Here is a 13,037-nt window from a genome sequence, read left to right as displayed (position 1 = left end):
GTTCCGCCTTGCGCCGTATCACGTTCAAAAGCTGGTTCGCCCTGACGGCCTGCGCTGCCGGTGTCGTCGCCGCATCGGCCAGTCTGCCGGCTCGCGCCGAAACCGCTTTGAACGCGAAGACCTCATGGATCGGCAACAGCTTCGGCTTTGGCGATGGCACATGGACGCAGATCAATATCACCGCGATCGCGGTCACGCCCGACGGCAAGGTCTATACGAACGCGCCGTGGGACGAAAGCGGCGCCGAAGCGAGCGTCTATCAGGACGGCAAGATGTTCGGCTTCGCGGGCGGCACGCATGGCTGGGGCAACGCCGGCGGCAATGCGATCGCGGTCAACCGCAAATATGCGTTCGTTGCGATCGCGGTCGGCAATGAGAAGGGGCATCTGGTCGAGCCGGGCGTGTGGCCGGACAAAGGCAAGCAATGGTTTGGTATCTCGCGGCGCCTGATCGACGAGCCGAAGCGCGTGGCACCGTTTCAGCCCGCGGCTAAAAACGCGGACCCGCACGCGCAGCTCGCGGCCGGCTTTCTGATGATGAACGAAGTGCCGACCGGCACGAACGCCGAGATCGGCGGGCTCGCCGCGAACGACACGACGCTGTTCGCGGCCAATACCGCGCGCAATCGCATCGAAGTCTACGATGCCGAATCGATGCAGCAGAAAGCGACGTGGAACGTGCACGAGCCTGGACGTATCGCGCTCGCGCCCGACGGCACGCTATGGGTGCTCAGCGGCACGCGCGGCGATCGCGCGCCGGGTATCGAGCATTACACGGCGACCGGTCAGCGCATCGACGAGCCCATCACGCTGCCGGCCGATACGGTCGCGGTCGGCCTCGCCGTCGATGCGCAAGGCCGCCTCCTGATCGCCGATAACGGGCCGCGCCAGCAGGTGCTGTTCTTCACGAAGCGCGACGGCCGCTACACGGAGTCGGGCACGCTCGGCGAGCGCGGCGGCATTTTCAGCGGCGTCGCGGGCAAGCCCGGACCGTTGCGATTCAACGGGTTGACCGGCGTGGGTGTCGATGCGCGCGGCAACGTGTACGTGTCGACCAATGGCATCGGTCCGCGTTACGAGCCGATCGGCGCGGGCCTCGGCGCGACGCTCGAAAGTTATGCGCCGAACGGCAAGCGCAACTGGCAGGTCGAGGGGCTGCTGTTCGTCGACGGCGCGTGGATCGATCCGGCCCGGCCCGACAGCGTCTATACCGGCAACAAGCGCTTCGAACTCGATTTGTCGAAGCCGTCTGGACAGGACTGGAAATACGCGGGGTTCCTGTCGAATCGGTTCAAGTACCCGGACGATCCGGTGTTCCATACCGACCAGTATCCGGGTCTGCCGATCGCGCGGCGGTTGAAGGGGCACACGTTCCTCTATCTGACCGACATGTATGCGGATCATCTGAAGATCTATCGCTTCGATCCGCAGCATGACGGCGAGACCGCGATTCCCTCGGGATTTATCGCAGGTCGCGAGCGCGCGGTCGCGAAGGTGCCGAATGCACCGCCAGGCGGTGACTGGATCTGGCGCGACACGAATGGCGACGGGCGCTTCGATCGCGACGAATACGCGCTGAACACGAGCGGCACGAAGCTCGCCGGAGGCTGGGGCTGGTGGGTCGATATGGCCGGCGACATCTGGCGTACCCGGGATACGAAGGGCATCTATCGCTTCCGTTTCGGCGGACTCGATGCGAAGGGCAACCCGGTCTACTCGTACTCGAACCTGACGCAGTACCCGGTGCCGGCACCGTTCAGCGAACTGCATCGCGCGATCTATGAATCGGACACCGACACGATGTACGTGAGCGGCTATACGGCCGATATGCCGACCGCGCAGGGCTTCTGGAAGGAAGTGGGGCGCGTGCTGGTGCGCTATGACAAGTGGTCGAGCGGCAAGCCGGTGCAGCGCTACGCGATCACGCTGCCGTGGCAGACGCAGAGCAAGCCCATCGCGACGATCATCGGCGTCACGGTCGAGGGGCAATACGTGTTCGGCGTCGAGCCGGTCGGCGCGGTGCACGTGTGGGACAAGGACAGCGGCAAGGAACTCGGCGTGATCCGGCCGGGCCCCGAAGTGGGCCGCGCGTCGGGTTGGGTCGACGTGCCGAACGGTATCAGCGCGACGAAGCGCGGCGATGGCGAGTACCTCGTGTTCGTCGAGGAAGACGCGCGCGGCAAGGTGCTGATGTATCGCTGGAAGCCTTGAGGTGCGTTGGCCTCGCTGACGCAGCCCCGCACGCAATCTAACCGCAAAACCGAAGGGATTCGATGGACAAGGGCATTCTCAGGAACGTAGCGATCAACTTTTTCGGGCTCGTGCTGCCGACGTTCGTGTCGCTCGTGACCGTGCCGTCGTATATCCGGCTGCTCGGCGTGGAGCGCTACGGTGTGATCAGTCTCGTGTGGACGCTGATCGGCTACTTCGGGATTCTCGATCTCGGCATGAGCATGGCCGCGCAGAACCATATTTCGAAGGCGCGCGCGTCGGGCGATCAGCAGGAAAGCGCGCGCGTGTTCTGGAGCGCAACCTGGCTCAATCTGACGACCGGCGTGGTGGGCGGTCTGATCATCTACTTCGGCGCGTTCCTGTACACCGCGTATTTCACGAAGGTATCGCCCGAGCTGCAGCACGAAGTCTATATGGCGCTGCCGTGGCTCGCGGTCGCGATTCCGATCGCGAACGTGTCGTGGGTGTTCGCGGGCGCGATCAATGGCGCGGAACGCTTCGGCGTCTACAACACGAACCAGACGATCGGCACGTTCCTGTTCCAGCTGCTGCCGCTCGGTGCCGCGTTGTGGCTCGGCGCGACTTTGCAGAACGTACTCGCCGCGGCAGTCGTCGCGCGGATTCTCGCGGCGTTGCTGCTCGGCCGCTACGCGCTGAAAGTGCTTGAAATACGCAGCATTCAGCCGCCGCGGCTCGGCGTCGCAAAGGGGCTGTTCAACTTCGGTGGCTGGATGCTGATCGCGAGCATGACGACGATGGTCGCCGATTCGCTCGATCGCGTCATGCTCGGTTCACGGCTCGGCGCGCGTTTCGTCACGTACTACACGGTGCCGCAGAACCTCGTCACGCGTCTGAACATCGTGCCGACCGCGCTGGTACGCACGCTGTTTCCGCGGCTTTCCGCAGTCGGCCGCGCCGACGCCGACACGATCACGCAGCAATCGCTCGAATTTCTGAACGGCGTGTTCACGCCGGTCGCGCTCATCGCGATGCTGGTGCTCGAACCGTTCCTGCATCTGTGGGTCGGCAACGAGATCGCGACGGTCGCGGCGCCCGTGGGCCGCATCATGATCGTCGCCGTGTGGCTCGTCGGCCAGGCGAACGTGACGCGCATCCTGATTCAGTCGCAGGTCAATCCAGCCACCGCCGCGCGCATCGGCCTCGTCGAGTTGCCGCTTTTCGCCGGCGCGTTGTGGCTCGGTATCACGCATTTCGGGCTGACGGGCGCGGCGGTCGCGGTCGCTGCCCGCGCGCTGTTCGACTACGCGGTGCTGCTGCGTTTCGCCGCGATCCGCGCGCGCCAGATCGTGCTCGACATGCTCGCCCATCTCGCCTTCCTGCTCGCCAGCCTGTGGCTCGCCAGCTTCCTGCCGAGCCTCGCGCTCGCGATCGCCGCCGGTGTGCTGATGGTCGGCGCGAACGTCGCGTGGTCGATCACGATGACGCCCGCCTTGCGCAATCTTGCGCGTTCACTGCTATTGCGACTGAATCCGAGGAAAAGCGCATGAATCACGACGTCCTTGAAAAAAAACTGTTGAGGCCCGCGACGCGCAGCGCGCTCGACGAACTGACGAGCGTGCCCGGCATCCAGCCGGCACCGCGCCGTACCGCACCGCGCGCGAGCAAAAGCGTGCGCATCGCGATCGTGCACGACTGGCTCGTCACCTACGCGGGCGCGGAGAAAGTGCTCGAGCAGATCATCGCGTGCTTTCCCGATGCGGACCTGTTCAGCCTCGTGGACTTTCTCGACGATCGCCGCTTCCTGCGCGGCAAGCCGGTGACGACCTCGTTCATCCAGAAGTTGCCGCTCGCGCGCAGCAAGTACCGCTCGTATCTGCCGCTGATGCCGCTCGCGATCGAGCAACTCGACGTGTCGGCGTACGACGTCGTGATCTCGAGCAGTCACGCGGTCGCCAAGGGCATTCTGACCGGTCCCGATCAGGTGCATATCAGCTACGTGCATTCGCCGATCCGCTATGCGTGGGATTTGCAGCATCAGTATCTGCAGCAGTCGAAGCTGACCAACGGCCCGAAGTCGGCGCTGGCGCGGCTGATTCTGCATTACATGCGCAACTGGGATATCCGCACGTCCAACTCGGTCGACGGCTTCGTCGCGAACTCGGCGTTCATCGCGCGACGCATCAAGAAGGTGTATCAGCGCGACGCGCAGGTGATCTTCCCGCCGGTCGATGTCGAGGCGTTCACGCTGTGCACGGAGAAGCAAGACTTTTATCTGACCGCCTCGCGCATGGTGCCGTACAAGAAAATCGATCTGATCGTCGAGGCGTTCGCGCGGATGCCCGAGCGCAAGCTCGTCGTGATCGGCGACGGACCCGACATGGCGAAGATCCGCGCGAAGGCGGGGCCGAACGTCGAGATCATGGGCTATCAACCGTTCGAGGTGCTGAAGGACCGCATGAGCCGCGCGAAGGCATTCGTGTTCGCGGCCGAAGAGGACTTCGGCATTTCGGTGGTCGAAGCGCAGGCTTGCGGCACGCCGGTGATCGCATACGGCAAGGGTGGGGCGCTCGAAACGGTGCGCGATCTGTCGGAGCCGAAGCCGACCGGCATGTTCTTCGATGAACAGGATACCGACTCGATCATCGCTGCCGTGAATCGTTTCGACGAGCTTCGGCACCGGTTCCTGCCGGAGAATTGCCGCGGCAACGCCGAGCAGTTTTCGGCCGCGCATTTCCGCGAGCGCTTTTTCTCGCAGGTGCGCGCGGCGGTGCCCGCGTTGCGCACGGCGACGCTGCCGGCCTATACGCCGTATCGGCCGGCCGTGCAGGGCGCCGCGAACGTGCCGCGCATTCTCGCCGTCGATCAGAGCGGCGTGCTCGGCGGCGCCGAACTGTCGCTGCTCGAAATCGTCAAGGCGCTGCGCTCGCGCATCGAGGTCGTGCTGTTCGACGACGGGCCGTTCAACACCGCACTCGCGAAAACCGGCGTCGAGGTCACTGTACTCGATGCCGGCGCGCTCAAAAATGTGCGCAAGCAGGGCGGTTCGATGCCGAGAGGTCAGGCGTTGAAGGGACTCATCTCGCTCGTGCGTGCCACCGCGAAACGCGCGCGCAAGGTGGATGTGATCTACGCGAACACGCAGCGTGCGATGGTGATCGGCGCCGTGGCCGGCAAGCTCGCGAGACGGCCGGTGGTCTGGCATTTGCGCGACATCGTCAGCGCCGAGCATTTCGGCGGCAAGCAGCTTGCGATCATCAAGTGGTGCGCGCGGCTCGGCCTCACGCACGTGATCGCCAATTCGGCTGCGTCGGCGCAGGCGTTTGCGAAGCTTACGCGGTTCGACAGCAAGCGCATCGACGTCGTGTTCAACGGGATCGCCGCGGAACCGTTCGACGCATTGCGCACGGTGCCCCAAGCGGTGCTGCGCGAGCGCCTGAGTCTGCCGCGCGACGCGTTTCTCGTCGGCTCGTTCAGCCGGCTTGCGCGTTGGAAGGGGCAGCATGTGCTGCTCGAAGCGATGGTGCTCAATCCGCAGATGCATGCGGTGCTGGTCGGCGCGGCGCTGTTCGGCGAGGACCAGTACGAGAGCGAACTACGCGCCTTCGTCGCCGCGCACAAGCTTGGCGAGCGCGTGCATTTTCTCGGCTTCCAGCACGATATTCCGGCCTGCATGTGCGCGGTCGACGCGGTCGTGCATACGTCGATCACCCCGGAGCCGTTCGGTCGCGTGATCGTCGAGGGGATGCTCGCGCAGCGGCCGGTCGTGGCGTCGCGCGCAGGCGGCGTGCTCGAAATCATCGACGACTACGAGAACGGCGTGCTGTGTACGCCGGGCGACGCGCATGCGCTCGCCGATACGCTCGCCGAATTGCGCTCGAACGGCGATTTGCGCGACAAACTGGTCAGGAACGGCTATCGGACCGCGCAGGAGCGCTTCGGCACGCGCAGCTATGTGGATGGGGTTGCGCAGATTCTGACCGGCGTGGCAGCGCGGTGACGAGGTGATTTTTACGCGAGGATAGACGAGGGCTTGGCCAGTCCTTGCTTGGCGTAGCGGAGCGAAAGTCTCGAACGACTTTCGCTCCGTTTTTTTATTCCTCGCGCGGCGACAGGTTAATTACTCGCTCAGAAGGCGCTTGAGTTCGTCAAGGAATGAAGCAGTAGTGTGGCCCCACAGATTGGGATCAATCCCTGCGCCGTAATCTCTTTCGAACGCAGAATCGAGGTCGGACGGATGCTCATTCATGAATGAATTTATTTCATCAACTATTTCCTTTTGATATTCCAGTGGGCTATCATTTCTATAGCATGAGACAATTCAGGGATTGCGTTTCCCCACAAATCAAAATCCTCATTGAAATACGCACCGAAAAGCTCGTACATTCTAGGGTAGCGATCTGATAGCATTGGCTATCCTTAGCCCACGTGGGCGGTTAATATTTAATACGGCATCTTATTATATTCGTGAAACTTCAAAATTACGGTGACTTCGTTCATCTTGGTCAGTTCGTTGGTTTTTCTCGTTACCCCGTATCCTATATCGCCACAAACCTTCTTGACCAATGTAAAGGGAATGCGGTTTTTCGGAGATTGTATCCAGCTCTGTATTTTCAAGGAATTTGAGTTCATTACATCAGATATCGCCAACTCTGCCACCTGAAGATTATAAAACGATGAAACAACCTTTTTTTGGGGTTCCCGTTTAAGGCGCTCCCGTAGCCATGCCTCATCCTTCTCAACATGCTTCAGAATGGTATGCCCGCCGAGCCTTGGATTAATGGCCTGCAAACCGCCCCATAGCCGGTTGGAAGGCATTTCGGTGGAGCTGATCGACTGCCGGGAGAGCACCGCCGCCAGTTGAGGCGCACTGAGTACCACTCGCACGCCATCCGGATCGTGTTGATACGACATTACGATGTCCCCTGGAGTTGTTGGGCTGCCACGCTAGCAGGCGACTACAGGGAGATGGAATGGGCGACGGATGATTTTAGGGGGCTTTGCCTGTGTCAATCAAACGGCGCGCGGCGAGTGGCGGTCGAAATCGAGACTTCGGCATGCGCGCGAAGCGCCTCAGCCACAAGTTGCCCGCATCAAGCTGGCACGCAGGATTATCCGCGAGCCGCAGCGCGCCGCTGCAATGGATGCAATAGCGCTGATCACGCAGAACACCGGCACACCGGCCGAACCCCGGCCGGCATCGATTCCTGACGGTAAAGGTGGCTCAACGCCGCCCTTTTTTGTTGAACCGCGATTGCGAAAATATGCATTGAAAATGAGATACGCGAAATCATCGTGAACATTTGTCAAAAAGACTCAATCTCAAATTAAAGGTGTTGACCGTGGCTGCTTTGGATGATTAATTCGTCGGGTGTGTTCTGGAAAATCAGCAGAGGTCAAATGGAACAACAGAATCAGAAAAGTGCCATGGACGAAAAAGAGTGCCAAGTTTGCCGTATCACCTATTCAATCTACTCAAGCTTCTCGCCAATGCCGTGTGCAATGGCGCTGAACGCCGAAACCGGCGAATGATTTCCGTTCGATAGGTTGAAGTCGTATTCAAACGGTTACGACATGGCCGAAGCCCTCGGTTACGCACGGGTGTGCGATTGTCGCGGACGCTCACGAAATCGTTTCGATCAGCGGTTCACGCTAACCGATGCTGGAGGTAATGCACTCCCTAATACGTATTACACCGCCCAACTTCCATCGGGCGCACTTGTTCACGGCATTACCGATTTGCAGGGACGCTCCAAGCGCTATCAGACACATGGCGCGCGATCCATTCACGTCTTTATTGGTCATAGGGAGGCGTAATGCCTGATGCACTGGGAGCAGCACTAACAGATACAAACCCGAATTCACTTGTAATTCTCCAGTCGGACAGGATCGGCAAGCGTGGAATGTTTCCCAGGCTGGAGTTCAGTTCAATGCGCAGTGGGAGGCCTTTCGGTCGCATTTGTACGATAAGGATGGAGGTGGCGGCGGAAATGCCACGATCGGATACGGACATCTGGTCCATATCGGACCAATATCCGGTGCACCTTCCGAAGCGCTTTACGTAAATGGAATTACCGAACCGCAGGCGCTGAAACTGCTTCATCATGATCTACGCAAAGCCGAGCGAATTGTAAATAGCAGAATTTTTGTTCCGTTGTTTCAGTACGAGTACGATGTGGTTGTTGATTTCATCTTCAATCATAGAAGTGGAAATAACGAGTTTTTCGCGCTCGTTAATACCGGTCATTACGATCAAGCGCCGTCGAAATTTCTGCAATACACAGCGGCGCATGGCAAACATCCACTGGGGTTGGTCAGGCGCCGTCGTGCTGAGGGCCGACTGTTTGCTACGGGGAATTATGATGCGACTCACTAAGATAACGGTTGCAGTGATCCTATCATGCGGCACGTCGGCCGCCTTTGCAGACGCGACTTGCGAGGCATCCGCGAAAACGCGCGATGACTATCTGGCGTGTACAAATGCAGACACGAAGGGCATGCTAAGTGACGCTGAAAAACTCTATCGAAATCTCCACGCCAACGCTAGGGGCGAAGCGCTCGCGGAACTCGCGAAAAATCACAAGCTGTGGGAAGAAAAATTGCAATCCGATTGCAAGTTATTTGGGATGGCATTCAACGACTGGAAAGGCGATTATATGCCTGATACAAACTTCCAGGTGGCGGCCTGCAGGCAGGATGCAGCAAAACAGAGGCTCGAATTTTATGAATGGTTGTCTTGTCCGGACGATATGGAATCGTCGGAGCATCCGAAATGCTTAACGGTTAAAACGATTCTTGGACGCAAGAAATAAATCGAAATTGAGTTGAGTCCGATCTGTAACGAGAGGGAACTGCGCGTGGATGTGCTACAAGCTGTTGAACTGCGTACGCACGCTCGTTGAGGACGTGCCGCTTGCAGAAGGGAAAACGCGTTCATTTCCGGTGAAGGATCATCCGAATTTGATCGTCGTGGCTTGGCGTGCAGGGGATGGGCGATGAGTGATCCGATCAATAAGGATCTGCGATTGCTTTTCCAGTGCTGCCCGCGGAAGCACGATTTTCTGGACGCTTAACCCCGACTATCTGAAAGCGACAGGCGCCAAAGCATACCGATGAGAATCACTACGATACTGGTGGCGGCTATGGCCGCCCTATCTGGCAGCGCACATGCGGCTCAGGCTTACGACAGCTACGAAGCCTTGTACGTTGCCCAAGCGGGGGCAGTGTTTGGCGACCCGATCAAACAAAACGGTGACCCGACCGATCAAAACGCCGGCGTGGTCTATTCCTACCCAGGCGAGCCAGGCACCTTTATGAAGCTGCAAGCCAAACTGGAACGGAAAACGCTAAACATTGAGCTCTGGAAGGATCGCCTGGCAGTCGACGGCAAATCCTATCGCTTTGCGCACGCTACGACATTCCCCGGAGAGCATGTGTCGGAAATCGTTCCGCAATCAGCCAACGTATTCATTGCAGCGCGAACCGATCCGCATCCGCCCTTACTCTGCGTGGAAGGGCACGGCAACGGTTCGGGCGAAGCCGGAAGTCGATACCGGCAGATCTCGCTGCTGGTCAACCCTCTAGCGCGCAAGCCGACGTTTCTTCATCTGCCGAGTTTACTTTCGTCATGTCGGGCCGTCGTGGCGACGAAGGAAGGGAAGCTTGCCTTTCCGAATAACAGTTACGTATTCGACGATGCACAGGCATCCCGCGTTGGCCTGTCAGTGTCGTACTACACGTTTAAGAATCAGCGATTTGTCCCGGTCCCGGCTCTAAAGCAACTCCGGCTCAAATTTACGCATCCAGAGATACCGTTTCAATTTTCCGTTCAGGACGAGCACCAGGTATCGACGTTGCTATTCAACGAGATCAAATGATGGTGAAGCACCCGAACGCGCGGGATTGATCCAATGTCAACGTTCTATCAGCGCCCTTTAGGCTTAAAACTCCCCGACCACTTCATCGCAGGCAACTCAACGAGCCGATAGAACACATAGGCGGCCGGCACCGCGACCAGCATATAGCCGAACGACGGCCAGATCGACATCTGCAGCGACGAACGAAACAGCCACGCCGACAGCAGTACGAAGATCGGCAGATGGATCAGATACAGCGAGAAGCTGAAGTCGCCGACGCGCGACAGCAGGCGCGACAGCGCGTGCGACCCTGCGCGAAGCAGTGCGAGCACGCCGCTCGCTTCGCGTTGCGGGTCCTTGCGCGCATCGAGTGTCTTGTACAGATAGCACGCGAAGCCGAGCGCCCATATCTGGAACGCGCCGTACTGGCCGAAGTGAAACGCGACGCAACCGGCCGCGATCAAGGCCGCCGCGAGCACATACAGCAATGCCGGCGCACGCGCCGCTCGCACACTGCGCGCTTTGGCGTCGGCGATCCACACACCAAGCGTCCAGGAGAACCAGTACGACGTGAAAAACTGCAGATCGTGGTGCTCCAGCCCGTACGCGGACGCAACGTTGATCGCGCCGACGAGCGCGAGCACAGCGTTCATGCCGATGCGTCTGCGTAGCGCGAACAGCAGCGGATAAATCGCATAGAACTGCACTTCGAGCGACAGCGTCCACAGCGCGCCGTTCGAGCCATACGTTTTACCCGCCACACCCTGCAGCGAAAACAGGTTGACCAGAAACGGATGCCAGCCGATGTCGCGAATCTTGTGACTGACGGGCGGCAATTGCAGGCTCAACGAATCGAGCGCGAAGGTCAGTACGAGCGCCGCGAGCAGCACCGGGTAGATGCGCGCGAAGCGCCGCAGCCAGAAGTTGCCTCCATCGAGTCGGTAAGCGGGATTGCCCGCGAGCCGCAGCGCGCCGCCGCGATGGATGCAGTAGCCGCTGATGACGAAGAACATCGGCACACCGGCCGAGCCCCATGCGATCGGAAACGTCAGATACGCGGCGAGACTACTGGGACTCAACGAATGTCCGACGCTCTGATGAAACGCCTGCATGCCGACCCACACGATCTGGCGGCAATGAAAGTAGGCGACCAGCAGCGCGGCGAAACCTCGCATCGCGTCGATCGCGTGCTCCTTGCTGGCGCTATCGACACGCGCGTCGCTGCGCGCATGCGCCGCGGCCGGGTTTTTCTCCGGGCGCGGCAGCGGGGAGAGGGGCAGGGATGAGCCGGCGGCATCCAGTGCTGGGTCGCTCATACGCGGTCCTTATCTGAAGCGGAAAAGAGAAAAAATTGACGCGGAACAGGCCTTCGAGCGGGCGTCTTGCGCACCCGCGACGCATCCATGCTAGAGCACCGCAATCCTGAAAAATGATTAAAAAATTCCATTTCGCATTGAATCCGACATCGATTTTGTGACGAATTGTAATTGCGAGTCGACGTATGGGGTATCGAATTATTTATCGCTTTTGTCGTGCTAATTTAAAGCAAGGATTTTCTCACCCCGAGGTGAAGTCATGAACCTGCATTTACTGGCCGGCGTGGCCGTCCTGCTGATCCTGGTGGCCGCCTCCGCCTACCGCGATGCCTTGCGCAACGAGCCGATCCGTCGTTTCCGGATGAACCCAGGCAAGCTGCCACCGGTCGACGAACAGGAATGACGTGCTGCCGAAGCCGGGTCATCGGGTCGCCAGGTACCCGTGCCAGGGGCGTCCGAAAGGTAAGACTTTCGGATTTGCTCGATCACCAACTGGCAATAGATACGTAATAATTTCCTCAATTTTTCACAATATCGCATTGCGATTAATGCGTAAATTATCCGAATTAAATCGGAGAAAAACCGCTTCCGTGAACCTCGCAGTTTTTCTGCTAGTCTTGCGCCGGCATTGATTGGCCGCCAGGTCCGCGAACACACCAATTTCTAACCGATGTGGGAATGCCTACCATGCTGAAAGTCACCAAAGCCGTGTTTCCCGTAGCGGGCCTCGGGACACGATTCCTGCCGGCTACCAAAGCAAGTCCGAAGGAAATGTTGCCGATCGTCGACAAGCCGCTGATCCAGTACGCGGTCGAAGAAGCGATCGACGCCGGCATCACTGAAATGATCTTCGTGACGGGCCGCAGCAAGCGCGCGATCGAAGATCACTTCGATAAATCCTATGAGATCGAGTCCGAACTCGAAGCGCGCAACAAGCAGAAGCTGCTCGACCTCGTGCGCAGCATCAAGCCGGCCAACGTCGACTGCTTTTACGTGCGCCAGGCCGAAGCACTCGGTCTCGGCCATGCGGTGCTGTGCGCCGAAAAACTGGTGGGCGACAGCCCGTTCGCGGTGATTCTCGCCGACGACCTGCTGCATAGCGCGAAGCCCGTGATGAGCCAGCTCGTCGATACCTTCAACCACTATCACAGCTCGGTGATCGGCGTCGAAACGATCGCGCGCGAGGACAGCCGCTCGTACGGCGTCGTCGATGGCCGCGAGTGGGAAGACAACGTGATCAAGCTGTCGGGCATCGTCGAGAAGCCAGCGCCGGACGAGGCGCCGTCGAATCTCGGCGTGGTGGGCCGCTACGTGCTGATGCCGACGATCTTCAAGCATATCCGCGCGCTGAAGCCGGGCGCGGGCGGCGAGCTGCAACTGACCGACGCGGTGCAGTCGTTGCTGACCGAGGAGCAGGTGCTAGCGTATCGCTACTTCGGCACGCGCTTCGATTGCGGCAGCAAGCTCGGCTATCTGAAGGCGACCGTCGAATTCGCACTGCGCCATCCCGAGGTGAAGGCTGAATTCGAGGCATATCTGCAAGCCTATATGAAGAACGAAGCGTCAGGTGGCGAGGCGGCGCAATTGACGGCAGAAGCCGCGTGAAGTGACACGACCTGGAAGGAAAAACGGGCGCCGCATTGCACGGCGCCCGTCGTCGTTTCGGCCGGACGGCC

Annotated in this window: 13 protein-coding genes; 10 read left to right on the top strand and 3 right to left on the bottom strand. The window is 59.8% G+C overall.

Going from position 1 to position 13,037, the window contains the following annotated elements; genetic code table 11:
- Positions 1-8: 8 nt before the first annotated feature.
- From F6X39_RS20740 to F6X39_RS20730, 3 genes are all read left to right on the top strand, one after another.
- Complete coding sequence (locus F6X39_RS20740; RefSeq protein WP_187617930.1) at positions 9-2,210, top strand: hypothetical protein; 2,202 nt, start codon at positions 9-11, stop codon at positions 2,208-2,210.
- 62 nt (positions 2,211-2,272) lie between these two features.
- Complete coding sequence (locus tag F6X39_RS20735; protein WP_187617929.1) at positions 2,273-3,739, top strand: flippase; 1,467 nt, start codon at positions 2,273-2,275, stop codon at positions 3,737-3,739.
- On the top strand, positions 3,736-6,189 hold the full coding sequence (locus tag F6X39_RS20730; protein ID WP_187617928.1) for a glycosyltransferase family 4 protein: 2,454 nt from the start codon (positions 3,736-3,738) through the stop codon (positions 6,187-6,189). Before F6X39_RS20735 ends, F6X39_RS20730 begins: the two co-directional genes overlap by 4 nt.
- Before the next feature lie 120 nt (positions 6,190-6,309).
- Here F6X39_RS20730 and F6X39_RS37400 read toward each other — a convergent pair whose 3' ends face one another.
- Together F6X39_RS37400 and F6X39_RS20720 are read right to left on the bottom strand one after the other, a co-directional pair.
- Positions 6,310-6,450 (bottom strand): contact-dependent growth inhibition system immunity protein, encoded by a 141-nt coding sequence (locus F6X39_RS37400; RefSeq protein WP_316251705.1) that lies wholly within the window; start codon positions 6,448-6,450, stop codon positions 6,310-6,312.
- Positions 6,451-6,632: 182 nt separating this feature from the next.
- The gene (locus F6X39_RS20720; RefSeq protein ID WP_187617927.1) at positions 6,633-7,103 is read right to left on the bottom strand and encodes an RNase A-like domain-containing protein; all 471 of its coding nucleotides are present in this window, start codon (positions 7,101-7,103) and stop codon (positions 6,633-6,635) included.
- A 70-nt stretch (positions 7,104-7,173) separates the two neighbouring features.
- Here F6X39_RS20720 and F6X39_RS20715 point away from each other — a divergent pair, with 70 nt between their 5' ends.
- The 5 genes from F6X39_RS20715 (at position 7,174) to F6X39_RS20695 (ending at position 10,066) form a co-directional block, all read left to right on the top strand.
- Positions 7,174-7,488 (top strand): hypothetical protein, encoded by a 315-nt coding sequence (locus tag F6X39_RS20715; protein ID WP_187617926.1) that lies wholly within the window; start codon positions 7,174-7,176, stop codon positions 7,486-7,488.
- Positions 7,489-7,589: 101 nt separating this feature from the next.
- A complete protein-coding gene (locus F6X39_RS37395; protein WP_316251704.1) occupies positions 7,590-7,721 on the top strand; it encodes a hypothetical protein in 132 nt (43 codons plus the stop codon).
- A 427-nt stretch (positions 7,722-8,148) separates the two neighbouring features.
- A complete protein-coding gene (locus tag F6X39_RS37635) occupies positions 8,149-8,565 on the top strand; it encodes a lysozyme (protein ID WP_187617925.1) in 417 nt (138 codons plus the stop codon).
- On the top strand, positions 8,552-9,001 hold the full coding sequence (locus F6X39_RS20700) for a hypothetical protein (protein WP_187617924.1): 450 nt from the start codon (positions 8,552-8,554) through the stop codon (positions 8,999-9,001). The genes F6X39_RS37635 and F6X39_RS20700 overlap by 14 nt, the downstream gene beginning before the upstream one ends.
- Before the next feature lie 300 nt (positions 9,002-9,301).
- Positions 9,302-10,066, top strand: a complete 765-nt coding sequence (locus F6X39_RS20695; protein ID WP_187617923.1) for a hypothetical protein — start codon at positions 9,302-9,304, stop codon at positions 10,064-10,066.
- Between the two features lie 47 nt (positions 10,067-10,113).
- Here the strand turns inward: F6X39_RS20695 and F6X39_RS20690 are convergent, their stop codons facing one another.
- Complete coding sequence (locus tag F6X39_RS20690; RefSeq protein WP_187617922.1) at positions 10,114-11,361, bottom strand: acyltransferase family protein; 1,248 nt, start codon at positions 11,359-11,361, stop codon at positions 10,114-10,116.
- Between the two features lie 259 nt (positions 11,362-11,620).
- Here F6X39_RS20690 and F6X39_RS20685 point away from each other — a divergent pair, with 259 nt between their 5' ends.
- Both F6X39_RS20685 and galU read left to right on the top strand, forming a co-directional pair.
- Entirely contained in the window at positions 11,621-11,764 is a 144-nt protein-coding gene (locus F6X39_RS20685) for a hypothetical protein (protein WP_013089470.1), read from the top strand.
- Between the two features lie 284 nt (positions 11,765-12,048).
- Positions 12,049-12,966, top strand: a complete 918-nt coding sequence (galU, locus tag F6X39_RS20680) for a UTP--glucose-1-phosphate uridylyltransferase GalU (protein ID WP_184033648.1) — start codon at positions 12,049-12,051, stop codon at positions 12,964-12,966.
- The last annotated feature ends 71 nt before the right edge of the window (positions 12,967-13,037 follow it).

The sequence above is a fragment of the Paraburkholderia sp. UCT2 genome, from assembly GCF_014397665.1.
Classification (GTDB): Bacteria; Pseudomonadota; Gammaproteobacteria; order Burkholderiales; family Burkholderiaceae; genus Paraburkholderia; species Paraburkholderia tuberum.
Note: the sequence above shows the minus strand (reverse complement) of the source record. Positions and strands in the feature narration are given on the sequence as shown.

Excerpts from the sequence above, each read along its gene's own strand:
- F6X39_RS20730 (WP_187617928.1), top strand. The coding sequence starts at position 3,736 with ATGAATCACGACGTCCTTGAAAAAAAACTGTTGAGGCCCGCGACGCGC.
- F6X39_RS20685 (WP_013089470.1), top strand. The coding sequence starts at position 11,621 with ATGAACCTGCATTTACTGGCCGGCGTGGCCGTCCTGCTGATCCTGGTG.
- F6X39_RS20720 (WP_187617927.1), bottom strand. The coding sequence starts at position 7,103 with ATGTCGTATCAACACGATCCGGATGGCGTGCGAGTGGTACTCAGTGCG.
- F6X39_RS20695 (WP_187617923.1), top strand. The coding sequence starts at position 9,302 with ATGAGAATCACTACGATACTGGTGGCGGCTATGGCCGCCCTATCTGGC.
- F6X39_RS37395 (WP_316251704.1), top strand. The coding sequence starts at position 7,590 with ATGGAACAACAGAATCAGAAAAGTGCCATGGACGAAAAAGAGTGCCAA.
- galU (WP_184033648.1), top strand. The coding sequence starts at position 12,049 with ATGCTGAAAGTCACCAAAGCCGTGTTTCCCGTAGCGGGCCTCGGGACA.
- F6X39_RS20735 (WP_187617929.1), top strand. The coding sequence starts at position 2,273 with ATGGACAAGGGCATTCTCAGGAACGTAGCGATCAACTTTTTCGGGCTC.
- F6X39_RS20690 (WP_187617922.1), bottom strand. The coding sequence starts at position 11,361 with ATGAGCGACCCAGCACTGGATGCCGCCGGCTCATCCCTGCCCCTCTCC.
- F6X39_RS20715 (WP_187617926.1), top strand. The coding sequence starts at position 7,174 with ATGATTTTAGGGGGCTTTGCCTGTGTCAATCAAACGGCGCGCGGCGAG.
- F6X39_RS20700 (WP_187617924.1), top strand. The coding sequence starts at position 8,552 with ATGCGACTCACTAAGATAACGGTTGCAGTGATCCTATCATGCGGCACG.